At 48.4% G+C, this 20651-nt stretch carries 21 protein-coding genes; 18 read left to right on the top strand and 3 right to left on the bottom strand.

From position 1 onward, the window contains the following. Positions 1-64 precede the first annotated feature (64 nt). On the top strand, positions 65-706 hold the full coding sequence (locus tag ACFRAM_RS01825; RefSeq protein ID WP_379464298.1) for a class I SAM-dependent methyltransferase: 642 nt from the start codon (positions 65-67) through the stop codon (positions 704-706). A gap of 84 nt (positions 707-790) precedes the next feature. Here ACFRAM_RS01825 and ACFRAM_RS01820 read toward each other — a convergent pair whose 3' ends face one another. Further along, complete coding sequence (locus ACFRAM_RS01820; RefSeq protein WP_175373347.1) at positions 791-1546, bottom strand: DeoR/GlpR family DNA-binding transcription regulator; 756 nt, start codon at positions 1544-1546, stop codon at positions 791-793. A gap of 217 nt (positions 1547-1763) precedes the next feature. Between ACFRAM_RS01820 and rhaD the strand changes: the two genes are divergently transcribed. From rhaD to ACFRAM_RS01790, 6 genes are all read left to right on the top strand, one after another. After that, entirely contained in the window at positions 1764-2609 is an 846-nt protein-coding gene (gene rhaD / locus ACFRAM_RS01815) for a rhamnulose-1-phosphate aldolase (protein WP_379464297.1), read from the top strand. A 240-nt stretch (positions 2610-2849) separates the two neighbouring features. Beyond that, positions 2850-3944 carry an NADH:flavin oxidoreductase gene (locus tag ACFRAM_RS01810; protein ID WP_379464296.1) on the top strand — a complete coding sequence of 365 codons (1095 nt, stop codon included), beginning with the start codon at positions 2850-2852 and terminating at the stop codon, positions 3942-3944. 148 nt (positions 3945-4092) lie between these two features. Next, entirely contained in the window at positions 4093-5031 is a 939-nt protein-coding gene (locus tag ACFRAM_RS01805) for a GNAT family N-acetyltransferase (RefSeq protein ID WP_379464295.1), read from the top strand. 166 nt (positions 5032-5197) lie between these two features. Beyond that, the gene (locus ACFRAM_RS01800) at positions 5198-5533 is read left to right on the top strand and encodes an alpha-helical endospore appendage domain-containing protein (protein ID WP_379464294.1); all 336 of its coding nucleotides are present in this window, start codon (positions 5198-5200) and stop codon (positions 5531-5533) included. A 32-nt stretch (positions 5534-5565) separates the two neighbouring features. Beyond that, positions 5566-5862 carry an alpha-helical endospore appendage domain-containing protein gene (locus ACFRAM_RS01795; protein WP_379464293.1) on the top strand — a complete coding sequence of 99 codons (297 nt, stop codon included), beginning with the start codon at positions 5566-5568 and terminating at the stop codon, positions 5860-5862. A 31-nt stretch (positions 5863-5893) separates the two neighbouring features. Further along, complete coding sequence (locus ACFRAM_RS01790) at positions 5894-6379, top strand: hypothetical protein (protein ID WP_379464292.1); 486 nt, start codon at positions 5894-5896, stop codon at positions 6377-6379. Positions 6380-6544: 165 nt separating this feature from the next. On the opposite strand, the gene ACFRAM_RS01785 is transcribed toward ACFRAM_RS01790, so the two are convergent. Next, a complete protein-coding gene (locus ACFRAM_RS01785) occupies positions 6545-8179 on the bottom strand; it encodes a BclA C-terminal domain-containing protein (RefSeq protein ID WP_379464291.1) in 1635 nt (544 codons plus the stop codon). Positions 8180-8427: 248 nt separating this feature from the next. Between ACFRAM_RS01785 and miaB the strand changes: the two genes are divergently transcribed. The 5 genes from miaB (at position 8428) to ACFRAM_RS01760 (ending at position 13460) form a co-directional block, all read left to right on the top strand. Continuing rightward, positions 8428-10014: a tRNA (N6-isopentenyl adenosine(37)-C2)-methylthiotransferase MiaB gene (miaB, locus tag ACFRAM_RS01780; RefSeq protein WP_379464290.1), complete on the top strand. Its 1587-nt coding sequence runs from the start codon at positions 8428-8430 to the stop codon at positions 10012-10014. 61 nt (positions 10015-10075) lie between these two features. After that, positions 10076-10492 carry a YlbF/YmcA family competence regulator gene (locus ACFRAM_RS01775; protein WP_246317325.1) on the top strand — a complete coding sequence of 139 codons (417 nt, stop codon included), beginning with the start codon at positions 10076-10078 and terminating at the stop codon, positions 10490-10492. Between the two features lie 129 nt (positions 10493-10621). After that, positions 10622-11392, top strand: a complete 771-nt coding sequence (locus ACFRAM_RS01770; protein ID WP_376767051.1) for an NUDIX domain-containing protein — start codon at positions 10622-10624, stop codon at positions 11390-11392. 44 nt (positions 11393-11436) lie between these two features. Then, positions 11437-11979, top strand: a complete 543-nt coding sequence (locus ACFRAM_RS01765) for a cysteine hydrolase family protein (protein WP_175373339.1) — start codon at positions 11437-11439, stop codon at positions 11977-11979. 29 nt (positions 11980-12008) lie between these two features. Next, a complete protein-coding gene (locus ACFRAM_RS01760; RefSeq protein ID WP_379464289.1) occupies positions 12009-13460 on the top strand; it encodes a nicotinate phosphoribosyltransferase in 1452 nt (483 codons plus the stop codon). 243 nt (positions 13461-13703) lie between these two features. Here ACFRAM_RS01760 and ACFRAM_RS01755 read toward each other — a convergent pair whose 3' ends face one another. Further along, a complete protein-coding gene (locus ACFRAM_RS01755; protein ID WP_379464288.1) occupies positions 13704-15047 on the bottom strand; it encodes an amino acid permease in 1344 nt (447 codons plus the stop codon). 364 nt (positions 15048-15411) lie between these two features. On the opposite strand from ACFRAM_RS01755, the gene ACFRAM_RS01750 reads away from it, so the two are divergent. From ACFRAM_RS01750 to ACFRAM_RS01730, 6 genes are all read left to right on the top strand, one after another. After that, positions 15412-16422, top strand: coding sequence for a 2-oxoacid:acceptor oxidoreductase family protein (locus ACFRAM_RS01750; RefSeq protein ID WP_379464734.1), 1011 nt, complete (start codon positions 15412-15414; stop codon positions 16420-16422). 23 nt (positions 16423-16445) lie between these two features. Further along, a complete protein-coding gene (locus ACFRAM_RS01745; protein ID WP_379464287.1) occupies positions 16446-18752 on the top strand; it encodes a thiamine pyrophosphate-dependent enzyme in 2307 nt (768 codons plus the stop codon). Positions 18753-18956: 204 nt separating this feature from the next. After that, positions 18957-19190: a hypothetical protein gene (locus ACFRAM_RS01740; RefSeq protein ID WP_379464286.1), complete on the top strand. Its 234-nt coding sequence runs from the start codon at positions 18957-18959 to the stop codon at positions 19188-19190. Beyond that, entirely contained in the window at positions 19187-19351 is a 165-nt protein-coding gene (locus ACFRAM_RS28760; RefSeq protein WP_483875003.1) for a CDI toxin immunity protein, read from the top strand. Before ACFRAM_RS01740 ends, ACFRAM_RS28760 begins: the two co-directional genes overlap by 4 nt. A gap of 63 nt (positions 19352-19414) precedes the next feature. Next, entirely contained in the window at positions 19415-19963 is a 549-nt protein-coding gene (locus tag ACFRAM_RS01735; RefSeq protein ID WP_379464285.1) for a CPCC family cysteine-rich protein, read from the top strand. Positions 19964-20120: 157 nt separating this feature from the next. Beyond that, positions 20121-20591: a hypothetical protein gene (locus ACFRAM_RS01730; protein ID WP_379464284.1), complete on the top strand. Its 471-nt coding sequence runs from the start codon at positions 20121-20123 to the stop codon at positions 20589-20591. Positions 20592-20651 lie beyond the last annotated feature (60 nt).

Raw genomic sequence — 20651 nt, 5'->3', positions numbered from 1 at the left:
AAAGATATGTTATCTAGCCAAAGGGTAATACTTAATAAAAAGATGCATAGAGAGGAGGCGGCATATGTTAAGAGGACTCAAAGAGCGATTGTTGTTTCTATATAAGTTCCTGCAGGCCCCTTTATCGACAGGGAATATTGTTCCCAGTTCGCGCAGGTTGGCGCAAGCGCTGCTGGAGCCCATTCCTTGGGAGCAGGTAAACTCTCTGGCAGAGCTTGGAGCAGGCACAGGCGCGGTTACCCGGCATCTGCCGTCGGCACAGCAGCCTATGCAAGTTCTTTTGTTCGAGAAAGATCCGGAACTCCGCCGCCGATTGAAACTGCGGTTTCCTGACTACCGATTTTATCCGGACAGCTCCCGGCTGCGGCTGGCGTTGCATAACGGTAAGCTGGAGAAGCTGGATTGCATTGTGAGCGGTCTTCCGTTCTGGAGTATGGGCAGCGAGAAGCGGATGCAATTGCTGTCACAAATTTCCGCTTCCCTGAAGGATGAGGGGATGTTCGTGGTCTTCAGTTATTATTTTAAGCAGATACAAAAAGACCTGAAGCCATTCTTCGACATCCAGAGATCGATGTTCGTTCCGCTGAATTTCCCACCAGCGGTAGTCTATGTCTGCCGTAAAAAGGCGAATGCAGACAGCGAAAAGAAAGTCCCGTGGCTTTCAGTGGTTGCTGCCAAGGACTCCCGGGTGCTGCTTGAAAGATGACTGTTAGTTGAATAGAAGACTAAGTAGAGTGCAATGTCAGAGAAGGGTCGTTTCCCGCAGGGGAGACGGCCCTTCTTTTTAATACTAATACAGCAGTTCGATATTATCTCTGGATAGACGTTCCAGCCATGCTTCGGATGGTCTGCGGTCTGTGATCAGATAGTCGATGTTACTTAACTCGATGAGCTTCGAGAAGGCGGTTTTGTCAAATTTGGTGTGATCCGCAAGCAAAACAACTTTGTCGGCCTGGCGCAGCATGTATTTCTTCAGCTCGCATTCCGGTTCGTTAGAGTCGGTAACACCTTTGTCAAGATCGATGGCTTTGCAGCTGATTACAGCTGTATCCACATTGTAGCGCTGGATGGTGTCGTGAGCGACCGGACCGACCAGTGAGAGGGAGCGATAACGTAGTGATCCTCCGGTAGAGATAATGTTCATTCCCGAATTAGCGAAATCATGCAGAATATTAACCGAATTCGTAATGATGGTCAGATTGCTTTTCGTCTCGAGCAGTTTCAGAAATTCAAAGGCGGTAGAACTGGGGTCTACCATCAGCGTGTCACCGTCGTTAATAAGATCGAGTGCCTTCAGAGCGATGCTTCGCTTGATTTCTGTGTTCAGGGCATTCCGGGTGACAAAAGGCAAATCTTCATTCGTATGACGGTTCAGCATCGCGCCCCCATAAGTGCGGCTCACGATACCGTCTTTCTCCAGCTTCTCCAGATCCCTGCGGATTGTCTCTTCCGTGACCTCAAACATTCGGCTTAAATCCGAGACCAGGACACGCTTGTCCTGATGGACGAGATCAATGATTTTTTTGCGTCGTTCGGCTGCCAGCATAATAATCACCTTTTCAACAGTATAGTTATTTATGATAGGGGGATATTCTGTGTTTTGCAACAAACGAAGAAGAATAACATGCTAATTACAGCATGAATTGCCTGAAAATCACTTAAAACAAATATAAACAACACAATTAATATTTAATTTGTTGACAATGAAGAATCGTGCACATACGATTAAATCATTAAAGGACGAAGAAGGAGAGAAACAAGCGATGAGCACATCTATGATTAGAAATAACGGATATATTGCTAGTGCCGAAGCTCCATTTATCAATGAAATGACAGAGATTACCCATCATATGTGGAAGCTCGGCTGGGATGAGCTGAACGGCGGGAATATCAGCTACCTGCTGGATGAAGAAGAAGTTGGAAAATATATCAATATCGTCGAGCCCTTGCGCACCATTCCGCTGACCTTTCCGGTACAGGAGCTGGCAGGTCGTTATTTTATCGTGACCGGCTCGGGGAAATTCTTCCGAAATGTAATCAAGGACCCGGAAGCCTGTCTTGGCGTATTGCGTGTAAGTACGGATGGCAACAGTGTCGAAATTCTATGGGGGCTGCGGGATGAGGCTATGCCGACCAGTGAATTGGCCTCGCATTTCATGAGCCATATCGAAAGGTTAAAGGTCGACCCGAGTCACCGTGTCGTCCTTCACACCCATGCGACGAATGTGATTGCCATGACTTTCACTCATGATCTGGATGAACGTAAATTCACTAAGACTTTATGGGAAATGTGTACCGAATGTATTGTTGTGTTCCCGGACGGTGTGAGTGTTATTCCTTGGATGGTACCAGGCAGCAGCGAAATCGGACGTGAAACGGCGAAGAAAATGAAGGATCACCGCGTTGTCATCTGGCCGCACCATGGCATATTCGGCACAGGATCAACAATGGATACGGCCTTTGGATTGATTGAAACGGTTGAAAAAGCCGCAGCGGTGTACAACCTCATCGGTGGCAGGGAAATCAGGCAGAGAATTACCGATCAGCAGCTGGCTGATCTTGCCAAGGCTTTCGGCCAAGTGCCGAAACCAGGGATTCTGAACGTTTAGAATCGAAGACAGATCTTCCCGTTCCAATAGAATGAAACCAGGACTTTTACGATAAAATAAGTTATCCGGCAAAGCCGGGCATTTGCAGAGGGAAGCTGCGTTGCCCGGCTTTTGATTTGAGCATTCACTTTGAATTACCTTAGTAATTCGGTAGGTTATAACGGATAATTTGCAATTTGTTCTAAATCGCGCGATAATATGCTTACAAAAAGTAATTATATTAAAATATGGAGGTTACTCATGACTACTAAATTATTGTTTGAGCCTGTTACAGCAGGCAACCTGAAGCTGGCTAACCGAATTGTAATGGCACCGATGACCAGAGCGTTCTCGCCGGACGGAATTCCAGGTGATGATGTTGCGGCTTACTACCGTCGGCGGGCAGAGGGCGGAGTCGGTCTGATCGTTACTGAAGGAACGGCGATTAATCATCCGTCAGCTGTCAGCAGTCCGCGCATTCCCAATTTCCATGGGGAAGCAGCACTTAAGGGTTGGGCAAAGGTTGCTGCTGAAGTCCATGCAGTTGGCGGCAAGATCATCCCGCAGCTCTGGCATGTCGGGTTGGAACGCAAGATTGGCGCGCTGCCGAACCCTGAGGCTCTGCCGGTTGGCCCCTCAGGCCTTAACTTGGCCGGAGAGCAGGTTACAGAGCCGCTAACCACAGCTGAGATCGAAGGCTTGGTGGCCGCTTACGCTCAAGCTGCTGCTGACGCCAAGGCAGCTGGCTTTGACGGGATTGAGCTACACGGGGCACATGGCTATTTGATCGACCAATTCTTCTGGGAGCGGACCAACAAGCGCACCGACCGCTATGGCGGCGATCTAGTAGGCCGCACAACGTTTGCGGTAGAGGTTATTGAGGCTTGCCGCCGCGCAGTGGGTCCGGATTTCCCAATTGTGCTGCGCTTCTCGCAGTGGAAAGCGGGCAATTATTCTGCCAAACTGGTGGAAACACCAGAGGAGCTGGAGCGCTTCTTGGCTCCGCTGGTACAAGCTGGAGTTGATATTTTCCACTGTTCGACACGTCGCTTCTGGCTGCCGGAGTTCGAAGGCTCTGAACTGAACCTGGCGGGATGGACGAAGAAGATCACAGGCAAGCCGACCATCACTGTAGGTTCTGTAGGTCTCGACAGTGACTTCCTGATCCCGGATAAGGAGAAGAGTGATGAGGATAATCTGGAGCGTCTGCTGGAACGTCTGAATCGAGAAGAATTTGATCTTGTCGCTGTGGGTAGAGCGCTCATTAGTGATCCAGCTTGGGCGAATAAGGTACAAGAAGGCAGAACAGATGAGATTCTTCCATACACTCAGCAATCAACTAGCACCTTGTACTAATAAACCGTTGTACACGGCCTAAGCGTCGATTATTTCAACGTTTTTTTGAGTAATATTTGGTTTTAACTAAAGAGTATGCTTCTGCGCAGGCCAGTATGGTCTATGATGAATTCATGCATTTATCATGACTGGCAAAGGAGCTACTTATTTGAGTCATTTATCTACCGACCGTTTGCATGATGTTGAGATCCGTAATTTTCAGGAAGCAGATATGCCGCTGCTGGAAGGGCTGTTCCGCTCTGTAACGGCAAGGGAATACGCTGTCTTCTGGTGGGTTGGGGATCCGGCGAACTGGGGCAATGTATTCTGTGCCTTCAGGCAAGGTGTGATGATCGCCAAGGGACAGGTGAGTATTATTAACATCGTGCCGCCCGGAAGTCTGTCAGAAGCGCGGCATTCGATCTACATGAACCTTAAGGCTGTACCGGAATGGGAACATGATTTTGAATTGATGGATCGTCTATATGAGCTGTTGTATGCCAGGGCTTTGGAGCTGAAGGCGACGCTGTCAGCTGAATATCCGACGCTCTTGTGTGTGGGTAATGATTCGGGAGAGGTAGCCAATAATCAATTTTTCAAGGAACGGCACAGTTTTCGCCATCTGAACAGCCTGTTCAGTATGAACCGTGATTTGGGATTCCCGCTGCCCGAACTGACGCTGCCGGCAGGGCTGGAAATGATGCACTGGCAGATGGCGACAGTACAGGAGGAAGAGGATTATTTGACGCTGGAGGCCGAAATATGGCCCGATACGCCACTAGGCAGCAACAGATTGGCTGAGTACAAGCGTAATGATCTGTGGACGGCGCTGGTGGTCCGTGAAGGGGAGACCATCATAGCCAGTCTGATGGTGTGGCGTGAGGATAATTACGGATACATTGAAGATGTGTTTGTACGCGAGCCGTGGCGAAAGCGGGGAGTGGCCAAATATTTGCTGACGCAAGCGATGAAGTATTCCGGGTCCCACGGATTGTCCTCGGTCCGGTTGATGGTGTTAACCACCAACCCCTCCGCACTGAAATTGTATGAGTCGCTGGGCTTTACCGCAATACAAGAGGAGATTCGATTCTGTCTGGATCTGAAGTAGACTGAAACGGTATGAGTATAAGCAGAAGGTGTTCGCAGTGTTTTCACTGCCGGACACCTTTTTTATATTAATCAGACTGGACAATAAAGTGACTTTCTGGGTTTTTGTGCATACCATAAGGTATAAGTGAATGTATAAAATTGGAACACAAGGTTGTGATTACATTATGTCAATGCCCAATATTCCGGATATCAAACCAAACATCATCCTCAACCGCAAAGATGTCATCAACCTGCTGCTAACCACTATCGCACTTGAGGAGATTGGATTTTCCCATATTATTAATGCGGAAGCTGAGAAAATACAGCATATGCTGAAAGACAACTGCCTCACCTTGGATGATGCGCTGCGGGTCAATGACAGTGTGGAGCATATGCTGCGCGGAATTGTGGCTAATCAGATCCTGCTGCAGTTCAAATTAAGCGATGTTTTGAAGCTCGAACGAAGCTACAGACTCTCCCTCACAGAGGAGGAGTGTGAAATTGAAGAAGAGGAAGAATAGCATTGTTCCGTCAGAGAAAGGAGACTTGCAGCGTGGGAACGAGAATAGTTGATGACGCAACTACATACGGGAAAGCTGTTAGCAGCCAGCAGGAAGCTTTGGATAGCGAAAAAGAAGCACTTGCAGCTCTGATGTCGGCGCTGGCGGATGAGGTGAGTCATTTCACGAACGATCGGAGACGCCGTACGGAAGTTGAAACCGCTGAGATCATTCTCTACAATGACTCCCTTCTCCGGACGGTGGATTCTTTTTGTATGATGAGCTGGATGATGCTGAGGAAGGAACAGTCCCTGCATCAGGTCAAGGCACTTGAGGAGGTGTTGTCCTGATGTCGATATCCAAGTGGCAGGGGCACAGGTGATGCCAAATTCCGATTCCAGTTATATCGAGGCCATTGATAAGTTAACCGATTCCCTTGCCCGGATGATGGTCTGGGAAACGAGGCGAGTATGTACAGGCCAGAACAGTGATGAGCTGGAAGGGCAATGGGTTGCTTTACTCTCCCGTATTGCCGAAATGACCGGTTTTTCCTGCCGGATCGAGCAGACCTCGTCCGAAAATGCGAAACGTGACGCTACACTGGCACAGGTCTTTCCGGCATGGATTGCAATATTGAACAAAAGCATCCTAGAGTTTCCATTTAGCAATACCTTTCACCGTCTAGCTGTACAGGAAGAACTTCGCCAGATCGGATATTATTATATCGGCTCCTATAGTCAAGAGATGGCGCTAAGGAACAAGCTCAGAGATCGTAAGTTACCGATGCCATTCCTGAATCAGGAGCTGTTCCCCAAATGGAAGAACTGGGAGTGGCCGCAAGAAATGAGAAGTGAACTTAATGAATAAAAGCGAAAGCTGTTTACAGAGCGAATCTTCGACTGTGGACAGCCTTTCTTCAATTTTAGCGAATTTAGAGCCTTGGTTCTGGTGAGGAGCTGTGAACTTTTGTCTGCAATCAAAAAGAATACCCCCAGAGCTATAACTATCTGGGAGTATTCTTGTCGTAATCTTTTAGACGAGGCGAATGATGGTCAACGTGGCACCTGGTGCCTGCAGGCCGACCGAGAGTGTAGAGGTTACATTGAGCTGAATAGTGGCCCCGGCAGGAACGTTAGTGATTGTTTCGGCCGCCAGAACGGTGGTGGCAACGGAGGCTGTAGCTGTGGCTGCAACAGGAGAACCGTTCAACAATATGCGGGATGAAGTAAGCAGAGAAGCCGTCATATTGATTCGGTAGCTAATGAAATAGCTACCCGCATTAGTGATCGTTAAGGTGTCATTTGCACCGTTGATGGTGATGCCTGCCGGAATGTTTTGGTTATCCGGGAACGTGGCATTACCTGAGCCCAGAAGCACAGCGATCGTTCCTGAAGCATTTTGAGCAAATGCGTAGTTGGATGTTACGCTAGTGCCAGTAGCACCGGTAGGTCCTGTTAAACCAATGGGTCCTGTTGGTCCAATATTACCTGTGGCTCCTAAGGTTCCGGTCGGGCCAGTAGGCCCTGAAGGACCAATGGGTCCAGCAACACCGGTAGCTCCTCGTGCTGCTAACTGGGTGTAGTTAGGGGAGACGTCTGGTGTACCTACTGGTGGAGCACTTGTGACGATATAAGTGCCGCCGTTGTAAGTGACAACCTGGCCGACAGGATATCCTGGAGCAAGTGCGGCGTTGTAAGTGACGATCCCGGTCAAACCTACACCTGTCGGACCTGTAGGTCCAGTAAGACCTGTAGGTCCGGTAGCACCGGTGGCTCCTACAGCGCCTGCGCTGCCTGTAGCTCCACGTGCGGCAAGCAGTGTATAGTCTGCTGATGCACCGGGCAGACCGGTCGGTGGAGCATTGTTAACTATAAAGGTGCTGCCGTTGTAGCTAACTACCTGGCCAACAGGATACCCTGGAGCGAGCGCGGCATTATAGGTTACTATGCCAGTGAGTCCCACACCTGTGGCTCCTATAGGTCCGGTTGGGCCAGTAGCGCCAGTAGGTCCAGTAGCACCAGTAGGTCCCTGTAGTCCAGTAGCGCCTGTTGCACCGGCGGCAGCGATCAGAGTATAGTCCGGGGAAGTATCAGGCGTACCTACAGGCGGTACCGTGTTGACGATATAGGTGCTGCCGTTGTAGGAAACAACCTGATTGAGAGTATAGCCAGGTGCAAGGAAGGGATCAAAAGGAACAATGCCGCTTAAGCCAGCCCCGATCGGACCCGTGGCACCAGTAGGTCCAGCGAGTCCGGTTACCCCCGTTGGCCCCGCCGGTCCGGTAGCACCAGTAGGCCCGACAGAACCTGTGGGCCCAACTGGACCCCCAGCAGGCCCTGTGGGTCCAGCCGGTCCGGTTGGTCCTACAAGTGTAGGAGCCTGTAGTATTCCCTCCATCTTGGATTGGAGGAACATCTGGTTGCGGGCTGTACTGTCTAGTGTAGACCGAACACTCTGGTTAACAGAAAGTAAATCGGCAATAGTTGCTGGCGGCCCTGTCAGGCCGGGCAGAGTTCCGAGCACATACTGAAGCTTTTCACCTTCAGCATTCAGAATGTGGCTCATCCCCAGTTCTTCCATAGCTATGGAAGATAAAATCAGGTTCACAGCATCGTCTCTCGTGATAGTCACGCTAGGAGTAATGTTAGGAATATTCGGTTGAGACATGTATTCAGATCACCTCTGAGTTATTTGATTTGTACACCATACATACTATGTTGCTTATTAAATAGTGGAACATAGACGAAATAACCAATATCAGTATAGTGATTCTTTTATCTGGATTTTATAGAAAGGGAATAGGGGCATAGATGGAACGAACTACATCCTTGTGATATAATTTTTTATTAGCAAAGAATTATGGCAATCTACCCATTCTTTATGAAGAAGCTTCATTAAATAAAGGACGTGACAAGATGACTAAGGGGAGTCAACCCTCACCGGACTTAACATCCGGCAAGAGTGTCAAGGATTATTCCAAATACTTTGATTTTAGCGATGCCAAGCTCATCAGTGAGGAAGATGGCAAAACCACCTACCGTATTAAGGGCAGAAATGTACAGATCAACAGCCAGCCTGATTACAAGGAAGGCAAACGCCGGGGTAAGGAAGAGATCGAGGTTCATTATGAATTTGCGATTCCAGAAGAAATGTCCGGCTTCGGTGTGGGCAAGTTCTATCATATAACGACCTACGGCTGCCAAATGAACGAGCATGATACCGAAACGATGAAGGGTATGCTGGAGCAGATGGGCTACCGTAGTATTGAGGACCGCACGAAAGCGGATCTGATTCTATTGAATACCTGTGCCATCCGTGAGAACGCCGAAGACAAGGTCTTCGGGGAACTTGGTCATCTCAAGCATCTGAAGACCGAGAATCCTGATCTTCTGCTGGGTGTCTGTGGTTGTATGTCACAGGAGGAAGGCGTAGTTAACCGGATTATGTCCAAGCATGGCTTTGTAGATATGATTTTTGGAACGCATAATATCCATCGTCTGCCGCATCTGATTAAGGAAGCGGTATTCAGCAAAGAACTGGTTATCGAGGTATGGTCCAAAGAAGGCGATATTATCGAGAACCTGCCCAAGAAACGCGAAGGTATGCGTGCCTGGGTGAACATCATGTATGGTTGCGACAAGTTCTGCACCTATTGCATTGTGCCGTATACCCGGGGTAAGGAGCGTAGCCGTCGTCCAGAGGATGTAATTGCCGAAGTGCGGGATCTGGCCCGTCAAGGCTTCAAGGAAGTGACCCTGCTGGGACAAAATGTGAACGCATACGGGAAGGATTTTACCGATATCGACTACACCTTCGGCGACCTCATGGACGACATGCGACGTATTGATATCCCGCGCATTCGCTTCATGACCTCTCATCCGCGTGATTTCGATGACAAACTGGTTGAAGTGCTGGGCAAAGGCGGTAACCTCACGGAGCATATCCATCTGCCGGTGCAATCAGGAAGCACGGCGGTGCTGAAGAAAATGAGCCGCAAATATTCCCGTGAAGTCTATCTGGAGCTGGTCCGCAAAATTAAAGCTGCCGTACCGGGTGCCGTGCTGACTACCGATATTATCGTTGGTTTCCCGGGTGAAACCGATGAACAATTCGAAGAAACCCTGTCCCTCGTGCGCGAGGTAGGTTATGATATGGCTTATACCTTCATTTATTCTCCGCGTGAAGGGACGCCGGCCGCCGCCATGGAGGACAATGTACCGATGGAGGTTAAGAGCGAACGCTTGCAACGACTGAATGCTCTCATTAAAGAGAACAGCCGTATCAGTAATGATCGCATGCTGGGCGAAGTGGTCGAAGTGCTGGTAGAGGGCGAGAGCAAGAACAATGCTAACGTGCTATCAGGGCGTACTCGCAGTAATAAACTGGTGCATTTTGAAGGATCTCAGGAGCTCATAGGCACCTTTGTGCAAGTACGTATTACCGATACCAAGACCTGGTATATCAAAGGAGATTGTGTGGCGGAGGCTATGGCCGTCAATTAATTATATAGAAATGGAGCGATTGCCAGTGAGTCAGGAGCAAGGACGTTTGAACAACTACGGGATGCCGACTTATGATACCCGTGATTTAATCGTACGCGAAGATATTATGGGCAAGGCCAAGGAACTCGCTTCATTGATTTCGACCAGTGAGGAAGTACAGCATTTCCAACAGGCCGAGAAGAAGATCCAGAATCATGAGCGCGTACAAGGATTGATTGCACAGATCAAGAAGAAGCAGAAGGAAATTGTGGCCTTCGAGAGCTTTCGGAATAAAGAGATGGTAGCGAAGATAGAAGCGGAAATTGCAACTCTTCAGGATGAGATTGATGGCATCCCGGTGGTGAATGAGTTTCAGCAGAGCCAAAGCGATATCAATTACCTGCTTCAGCTAGTCATTTCGGTCATCCGGGACACCGTCTCGGAGAAAATCAATGTGGAAGCGGGCACTGAAGCGCCCCCGTCCACCTGCGGAGATTAAAGGACAGCAGACACGGGGCGGATGAGAATCCGTCCCGTTTTTGATATGAAGCATTGCTTTTCGAACTGAAGGTTTGGTACATTAAAAGATACGAACAGCAAAAAAGCTGCGGCAAAGGATGGATATATCGTGAGCGAGAACGGGGAACAAACCTATAACGCCAAAAAATACCGCACTCCGGACGGTGTTCCGGCCGACATTGTGATGTTTACATTGACGAAGCGCGAGCGGAAGACCGTGACGAAGACCCTTCCCCTACGTGAATTAAAAGTCATGCTGATTAGGCGGAAAAAGTGGCCGTGCGCCGGGATGTGGGCGCTGCCGGGCGGCTTCTGCCAGGAGGATGAATCTATATACGCGGCTGCAACACGTGAGCTCAAGGAAGAGACGGGCGTTGACGGCGGACATCTGGAGTACTTAGGCGTGTACAGCACACCGGGCCGTGATCCGCGCGGCTGGATCATCAGCCATGCCTTCTTCGCTTTGGTGGAGGAGTGGATGCTGGAGCAAAGACAAGCCTCCGACGATGCCGGCGAAGTAGGGCTTTTCACACTGCAGGAAGCATTGGAAGAGCTGGAACTGGCTTTTGACCACCATGACATTATTACGGATGCTTACTTGCGTATTCAGCAGCAAATGCTGCAGACCACAATTGCAAGACAGTTTCTGCCGCGGCATTTCACACTGAGTGAACTGTATCAGGTCATTCAGACTGTGGTGCCTGAGTTCAAGGAGCCCAATTTTATCCGTAAAATAACATCAACCCGTAGCCGCCAAGGAATTCTCCAGGAGGTTCGGGATGAAGAGGGCAATCCGCTGAGTTCCAATCAATATTCACAGCGTCCGGCCCAATTGTATATGTTCACTGACCATGAGCCGTTGTTGTCCATCTATACCTGATCCTGAAGTAACGGTGTCTTACAACAAACAAGGAGGTAATACTCATGAGGGGATTAATCGTGATTGATTTCACGAATGATTTTGTGGATGGTAGTCTGCCAGTAGGTCAGCCAGCAATCGATATTGCGCCTAGAATCAGTCAAATAACAGAAGACTTTGTAAAGAACGGCGACTATGTCGTTATGGCTGTGGATCTTCACGACGAGAATGATGAGTATCATCCCGAGACCAAGCTGTTTCCACCGCATAATCTGCGTGGCAGCTACGGACGTGAGTTGTATGGCACGCTAAAACAGGTGTATGAGGACAATAAGGAGTCTATCTATTGGATGGACAAAACACGTTATAGTTCATTCAGTGGCACGAATCTGGAGCATAAGCTCCGTGAACGCGGAATTACTGAACTGCATTTGATTGGGGTATGCACGGATATCTGTGTATTGCATACCGCGGTAGATGCGTATAATAAAGGCTTTAAGATTGTTGTGCACGAGGACGGGGTCGCCAGCTTCAATGCAGCAGGCCATGCCTGGGCGCTGGGCCACTTTACAGGAAGTCTCGGGGCAAAGGTAGTCAACGGAGAATAAGAACAGCAGCGAGACTAGGAGATGAGGATTTGAGAAGAGAACTTGCTCTTCATACGGATAAGTACCAGATCAATATGATGTACGCCCACTGGGTCAACGGAAGTCATAAGCGCAAAGCGGTATTCGAAGCCTATTTCCGCAAGCTGCCGTTTGGAAACGGCTTTGCCGTATTTGCAGGGCTGGAGCGCATTGTCGGCTATATCGCCGGATTGCGCTTTACGGAGGAAGATATTCGTTATCTGTCGGAGCAGGAGGAGAACTACGCGCCCGCCTTTTTGGAAGAGCTGCTGCAATTTCACTTTCAGGGCACGATCCATTCGATGAAAGAAGGGGCGCTTGTCTTTCCTGACGAGCCGCTGCTTCGGGTCGAAGGGACGATCATGGAGACTCAACTGGTTGAAACGGCCATATTGAACTTCATGAACTACCAGACGCTAATCGCCACTAAGGCATCACGTATCAAGCAGGTTGCTCCTAACGATATTTTGCTAGAATTCGGCACACGGCGGGCTCAGGAAGCAGATGCTGCGGTATGGGGGGCACGGGCTGCCTATGTTGCGGGCTTCGATGCTACCTCTAATATGCTGGCCGGCAAGCTGTTCGGCATTCCCACGAAGGGGACGCATGCCCATTCCTGGGTGCAGAGCTTTGGCAGCGAGCAGGAGGCCTTCGATGCTTATGCAAAGGTCATGCCTGACGGAGTCACACTGCTGGTGGATACGTTCGATACCTTGCGCAGCGGGGTGCCAAATGCTATAAATACGGCCAAGATGCTGGAATCTCAGGGCAAACGGATGAACGCTATTCGTCTGGACAGCGGTGACTTGGCATATCTATCCCGGCAAGCCCGCAAAATGCTGGATGATGCCGGTTTGCCGTATGTGAAGATTGTCGCTTCCAATGATCTTGATGAGAATACAATCATGAACTTGAAGTCCCAAGGTGCGGCGATCGATACCTGGGGTGTCGGCACTCAACTGATTACAGCTTCCGACCAGCCTTCACTGGGCGGTGTTTACAAGCTGGTGGAGATCGAATCGGCGAGCGGAGAGATGATCCCGACGATCAAAATCTCCTCCAATCCCGAGAAGGTCTCCACACCGGGCAAGAAGGATGTGTTCCGGATTATCGGGGCGAACGGCAAAGCATTGGCTGATTATATCAGCTTCCCTGAAGAGGAAATTCCGCGGAACGGAGCGCGTCTGAAGCTGTTCAATCCGCTGCATCCTTATATGAAGAAACATGTGGATCGCTATGAGGCGCTCCCAATGCTGGAGCCGATCTTTGTCAACGGCTTTCAGGTCTATAAGCTGCCCGATCTGGAAGAAATCCGCCGGTATCACCGGGAACAGCTGGATCTGTTCTGGCCGGAATATCTGCGCAAGCTGAACCCCGAAGTCTATCGGGTAAATCTCAGCCAGCAGGTATGGAGCCGCAAGCAGCAGTTGATCGCCGAGCATATGCAGGCGGATATGGAATAGGGTACTTATAATTGAACAGCAGCCTATTTAATACTGCAATAAACAAGGGGTTGTCCAGGTAGCCATTTATATGGCTTAGGGACAGCCCCTTTTCCAGTTGTTGAGATGATTATCGGAGCGAGTGTCGTTGGAAGCTGCCGAAGAAATCGTGCAGGAGGCACTCGTCAGTTGAAAAAACAAACACAAAAGCAGCGATTCTCCCAACAAGGGAAAGTCGCTGCTCTGTTTTTGTTTTTCATTATACTAGTTTCTTTTTCTAAATTTCACGAAAGACCAGACGATCAAGAACAGCAGGAACGCCAGGCATGTGCCGATGCTGATGCGATTCTTCGTATCAAACAGAAACATGCTCGCAATCACGATCAGGCAGGTAACCGTCAGGGTAGTGATATATGGGAAGCCCCATACTTTAAAGCTAGGCTCCTGAGGATATCTTCTGCGTAGCTTGAGCTGGGCTAGAGTGATCGAGATCCATACCAATAGCACCACAAAGCCTGGAACGGCCATCAGCAAGGCGAATACCCTGTCCTGTGCAAAATAAGCCAGCATCGAACCGATTCCAAGTACAGCGGCGCAGAGCTTCAGGCTGTTCAGCGGTACGCCTCGCGAGGTGGTACGCGCCAGAGCTTTCGGTGCTTCTCCTTGGGAAGCCATGGAATGCAACATCCGGGTCGCTCCGTAAATTCCTGAATTGGCCGCCGACAGTACGGCAGTGATCAGGATAAAGTTCATCACATGTGCGGAGCCTTTCAGACCTGTGGAGGCCAGCACCTGCACAAAAGGACTTGTCTGATCATTCAGCTGATTCCATGGCATAAGGCCGCAGATCACCAGGATCGGCAGGGTGTAAAACAGGACCACGCGCAGAATGAGGTTTTTGACCACCTTGGGCAGTACTTTTTCCGCATCCTTCGTCTCAGTTAATGTCAGTCCGATCAGCTCAGAACCGCCGTAGGCGAACATAACGACCAGTAACGCAGAGAAAATGGAGGTCCAGCCATTCGGCAGAAATCCGCCATAATCCGTAAAGTTACGCAGATAAGGAGCACCTTCTGCCAAAGGGAGAAGTCCGAAAATCAGCGCGGCTCCAAGAATAATGAAGATAAAAATCATTGCGATTTTGATGCCGGCCAGCCAGAACTCTGCTTCGCCATACCCGCCGACGCTCATCGTGTTAATACCAATAATCAAAGCACCGCTTGCCAGACTGAGCAGCCAGAGCGGTACATCGGGGAGCCAATATTGCAGGAAGCTTCCTGCAGCCAGTATCTCAATGACGCAGACCGTCAGCCACATGAAGCAGTACATCCAGCCCACGATAAAAGAAAGTCGTTCTCCAAACGCCTCGCGGATAAAATCCTTCATATTTCTGTTCGGGTAGACTGTAGCCATCTCGGCAATCGCACCCATCACCACTAGCAGAAGCAGCCCTCCTAAGGCGTAGGACAAAACAATCCCCGGCCCGGCAATTCCGATGGTCTCGGAGCTCCCCTTGAAAATTCCAGTGCCGATTACACCGCCCATAGCCATAAAGCTGATATGTCTAGGCAGTAATTTTTTCTGTAGTTCGGCTTCATTTGACTTCACTATCGATGCACCCAACCCTCTATACAATATTTACGACAAGAATATAGTGTATCCTGAATCGCTTGCCTTGAAAAGTACAAATCACACGATCAGGCAGGTTTCTCAAACAGAAAATGGTCACGACCGGGGGAATCCTTTGGGGAGGCCCAACTGTGATTTTAATCATCCATTCTGTGATGAATTTAACATCTTAATTTTTAATATTGTTGCTAAAGTAAGAATGAAGGATACGATTCACATAATAATTTCCAAACCATGGAAAAATGCAAGATTTGTCACTTCGCGGCAAATGGGATCAAGCTATAATCTTTGAAACAGTCAAAAGGATACTATTCTTATGAGAACCTTGAAAGGGGTTATGTCGGTGGTACAGTTACCTAAAGTAAACGACCTCGGTTTTTTTGAGATTCGTCTGGAGTCTATTGGGGGCCTGGGAGCGAATCTGGCGGGTAAAATGCTCGCTGAAGCAGGTGTTGTCGGGGCCGGAATGAATGGGGTGAGCTTCTCATCCTATGGCTCGGAGAAAAAAGGCTCTCCCGTAAAAGCGCATATTCGTTTTTGTGATCTGAATACGCCTATCCGTGATACTTCCCCGGTGGAGCGTCCCCATGTCGTTGGTGTTTTTCATGAAGCGTTGGCGAAGACCATTAACGTTACAAGCGGAATTTATGAGCATAGCACGGTGCTGGTCAACTCGGCCAAGTCGCCGGAAGAGCTGAAGTCATCCATGAAGATGATGGCAGGTACCATTGCTGTAGTGGACGCGACAAGCATTGCGCTGGACGAGAAGAATCGTGTCAATATGGCGATGCTGGGCGCGTTGTTCCGGATGTGTGATTTTCTGGACCCGGAAATTATGAAAGATGTCATCGAGAAATCACTCGGCAAAAAATACCCGCAAGCCGTTCACTCCGCAATTATGACGTTTGAGCGCGGATATAGTGAAGTGAAGTTTATGCATTTCCCGCTGGCGCAAGGTGTAGAGATGCCTCTGTTCGTCCGTTCCGACATTTCGGCTCTTGGTTACGAGACCCAGACCATCGGGGGGACAATTATTAGCGCGGGCAGTACTTTTGTGAAAAATCTCAGCATTTCCCGTTCCGGGCATTTGCCTCATTTTAAAGCGGAGGAATGTATTCACTGTGCCCAGTGTGACACCGTCTGTCCTGATTTATGCTTCGTATGGGATGAATTGCCGGACAAGAAGGGACGTCCGCAGATGTTCCTGCAGGGGATCGATTATCAATACTGTAAGGGCTGTCTGAAATGCGTCGAGGCCTGTCCAACCAGCGCCTTATCTGGTGAACGGGAGGAAGAGGGCTACGCAGAGAGTCATTCGGTCCGTCAGCATTTGGATCTCGTCACCCAAGTATAAATGGAAGGAAAGGTGGAACACACATGGCAATCGACTATGAAAAAGAACTAGGCTCTGCCAAGGTGGAGCAGAAATTCCTATATGAATCCGGCAATGAAATGGCTGCTTATGCCGCTCATCAGATCAACTATCATGTCATGGGCTATTTTCCAATTTCGCCATCTACGGAGGTTGCTCAGTTTCTCGACACGATGAAAGCTAGCGGACAGCATGATATTCTGCTGATTCCTTCAGATGGTGAACATAGCTCAGCCGGCATTTGCTACGGGGCATCAACAGCGGGTGGACGGGTATTTAACGCAACGAGTGCGCAGGGCTACATGTTTATGCTGGAGCAAATGCCGGTTCAGGCGGGTACCCGGATGCCAATGGTCATGAACTTGATCTGCCGCTCCATTTCCGGGCCGCTGAACATTCATGGTGACCACTCAGACTTGTACTTTGCCCTGAATACAGGCTGGCCGATTCTGATGTGCTGTGATCCGCAGTCAGTCTACGACATGAACCTGATGGCACTGAAGCTGGCGGAGCATGCTAAAGTCCGGCTTCCAGTAATGGTGGCTTCGGACGGTTACTTTACTTCTCATCAGAAGCGCCGTGTGCAGGCTTTTGCTCATCGCAGTGACGTGCATAAATTCGTAGGTGAGCAGCCGCCAGCAGGCTTTACCGATACACTTGACCGCAACAATCCAGTCACAGTCGGTCCTTACATGAACGAACCTGACTACATCAACAACCGTTACCAACAGTCGGTGGCCATGTACAATGCCGGAGAAGTCTTCGAAGAAATTGCCAAGGAATTCGGCGAGCTGACCGGACGTCATTATCCGATGATTGAAGAATACCGGATGGAAGACGCTGAGGTGGCGGTGTTCCTGATGAATTCCGCGTCAGAGATCATCAAGGATGTCGTGGACCAGCTTCGTCTGCAAGGGATTAAGGCTGGAGCGATCTCACCGAATATGATCCGTCCCTTCCCACAAAAGCAGATTGCGGAAGCGCTCAAGCATGTGAAGGCCATCACCGTTGGAGACCGTGCGGATTCTGTCGGCGGACACGGCGGTAATATGGTGAACGAGATCAAAGCTGCGCTGTTCACATATGGCAACACAACGACCAAAGTTATCAGCCGTATTTATGGCTTGGGTGGCAAAGATTTTTATGCAGAGGATGGACACAGCTTCTTCAAGTTGGCCTTGGATGCTGTAGCGGCAGATCGGGTAGAAGTACCATTCGACTATTATGGTCACAATCCGGGTGCGCCAGAGAAGGCGCCGCAGCGACTACTGAAGCCGATGGATTTCGATGCTCTGAAGACAGGACTTATTACGGTAAAACAGGATGAAGCCACAGGCAAGCTGAGTGTGCGGATTCCGCCGCTACGCAACTTGACTAGGAAGCCAAAACGCCTGGCTCCAGGCCATGGGGCGTGTCCAGGCTGTGGGATTTTCTCGGGACTGGAGACTTTTTTCAAAGGCATCGAAGGCGATATTGTAGCTCTGTATCATACTGGCTGTGCAATGGTTACTACGACAGGGTATCCATATTCAGCGCATAAATCGACATTCATTCACAACCTGTTTCAGAACGGTGCAGCAACGCTGTCTGGCGTCGTGGAAATGTTCTGGGAGCGCAAACGCCGCGGGGAACTGGATGGCCTTGGCCTGAAGGATGACTTCACCTTTGTGATGGTTACTGGGGACGGCGGCATGGATATCGGGATGGGACCTGCTATCGGTGCAGCCCTGCGCGGACACAAGATGATTATTGTGGAATACGACAACGAAGGCTACATGAACACTGGCGCACAGCAGTCCTATTCCACGCCGCTGGGTCATCGTACCTCGACTTCAAGCATCGGCAAGAACCAGCAGGGAAAGGTCACACAGCATAAGGATACTGCGCAAATTATGGCGGCAACTAATATCCCTTATGTCTTCACAGGAGCTGAGGCCTATCCGCAGGATCTGGTGAAAAAAGCAGCCAAAGCCCAATGGTACGCCCAGAACGAAGGTCTGGTCTACGGCAAAATCCTGATCGCCTGTCCGCTCAACTGGATGTCCGAGGACAAGGAGGGCACGAACATCGTGTCCCTGGCTGTGGAATCCTGTTTCTTCCCACTCTACGAAGTGGAGCATGGCATTACGAATATTACGTACAACCCGGAGGACAAGAATAAGCGCCTGCCGCTTACCGACTGGCTCAAAACCATGGGCAAAACCCGCCATCTCCTGAAGCCGGAGAACGAACCTGCCCTGCACAGCTTCGAGGACGAAGTCCAGCGCCGCTGGAGCCGGCTCAAAGCGAAGCATGAGCATCCGGATTTGTAGAATTATTTTATAAAAATATAAGCAGTGAAATTGGGCTGCCCCTGTAGTTGGCAAGATGACTATGGGGGTGGCTTTGTTTTGGATGGGAATTACTGCGATCAGGAGAGATTAGAGAGTCTAGTAGTGATTGACAAAAAGTAAATATTATCTAAAAATCAATTTAAGGATTTTGTACATATTTGAAAATTAAAGGAGTGAAAATGTATGGTGATAGTAAAATATACACCTGAATATTCGCCAGTAGAAGTATTCATAACTAGATTTTTTGATAATGAAACTAATGTCTTAATTTTTGAACAAGAGACCCAGATTCCGATCCCGACATTAACTGTCGGAGATATTATACATATATTTGAACAAGAATATATAGTGAAAGAAAGGAAATTTGCATTTAACGAAGATGCGTTTCTTACTATATACGGACTGGAGACAAAATGACGTTATTTGAGGAATGTACTCTAGCGCTTGGAGAGAATATTGAGATTTTATCTATAAGAGAAACAGAAGATATGTTCAATAAGCTTGTGAGTTTCTTTCCGGTCACCAGTTGGGGACGAATCGATTGTATGAAGTACGTGCTAATGGATCTAATGGATTAACGAAAGCAACCGGAATTAATCCTGCAAAATCACTCGGTGGTGGATAATAAATGGGGTGAAAGAGTGACACGAAATGAAGCAATAACCATTATTTTAAACTCAACGATTGAAGATTTGTCTAAGGAAGAACGGGAAGAAATTCTAATTGACTGGTGGGGGATAGACCAAAACCATCCTGGATTTGATAATTTGCCGAAAACATTAAAATCAGAGATACTCCATTTTGATGAACCTCAGAGAGATGCAATGGATGAAGTTTACAATGTATTGTTATTTGTGGCTTTAAGAAAAAAATATCTTGGGGTTAGAAACGAGTATTTATCGAAGAGAGTGTCAGTACTCCTACATTCTAATCAGGAGGTTGAGGGGGTGCAGGAAGAACTTTATAGTTGTCCGTGCTGTGAATTTAAGACACTTCCAATAAAGGGTGAATACGAGATTTGCTTAGTATGCTTTTGGGAAGATGATGGGAATACATATCTAAACTACTATAGTTCACCTAACCACATGACACTTGCTCATGCCCGTGAGAATTTTGTTGAATATGGTGCTGTGAACGAGACTTCGTTACAATTCCTTCAATCAGATAGACTTGAGATGTTTTGTAAATGAAATAGAAGGTAACACATGATCAGCCTTGAGGAATACAATCTTTAATCATTGTTTCATCTTTAATAGGTGTTAGATTGCTTGTCCGATTCGATAGAAACTAAGTAGTATGAATGGGTGATACAACATTTTTAAGATGGAGTTAATCTTAGAGAAGCCATTGGAAAGTATACCTGAAACCGAATATATAATACCTGATTCAGCACTTGATGATGCAGTGGCAGTTCTGATAAGTATATGCGAAGCTTTTGAATCATCACTATTTGTGTCATTTATTGTTTCTGGTTTTGGACAAGATAATTGGCCTGTTGATTGTAGAACAGATTTAGCAACAATAATTGAACAAATTCCTGATATTTTAGAAAAAACAAGAGCGGGTGTATTTTCCTTTCAATTGGATTTCTATGAACAGGGAATTGAAAGACAGCTTGTATTTGAAGAGGACAAGAATCTTGTGAGGGTCACTTGTATTAGTCGTACTCACTGGATACCGCAACCAATTTCTGTGTTTATGGAAAAAGTTGCAGTTTCAACAATGTTTGAAGAAATATATAGTGATTTTTTTGATGTTAGTAGAGTTCTCTGTGAAAGACTAGCTAATAATACTTTACTGAACAACTGGAAAAAATGATTAGTCTTGACTTTACTCAATGCCTATTACGCTCTCGGCTCTCCTTTGTCACCTATAGCT

This window comes from Paenibacillus sp. NPDC056722 (assembly GCF_042790635.1).
GTDB classification, from domain to species: Bacteria; Bacillota; Bacilli; order Paenibacillales; family Paenibacillaceae; genus Paenibacillus_AQ; species Paenibacillus_AQ agri.
The sequence above is the reverse complement of the archived record's forward strand: the minus strand, read 5'-3'. Positions and strand labels throughout refer to the sequence as shown.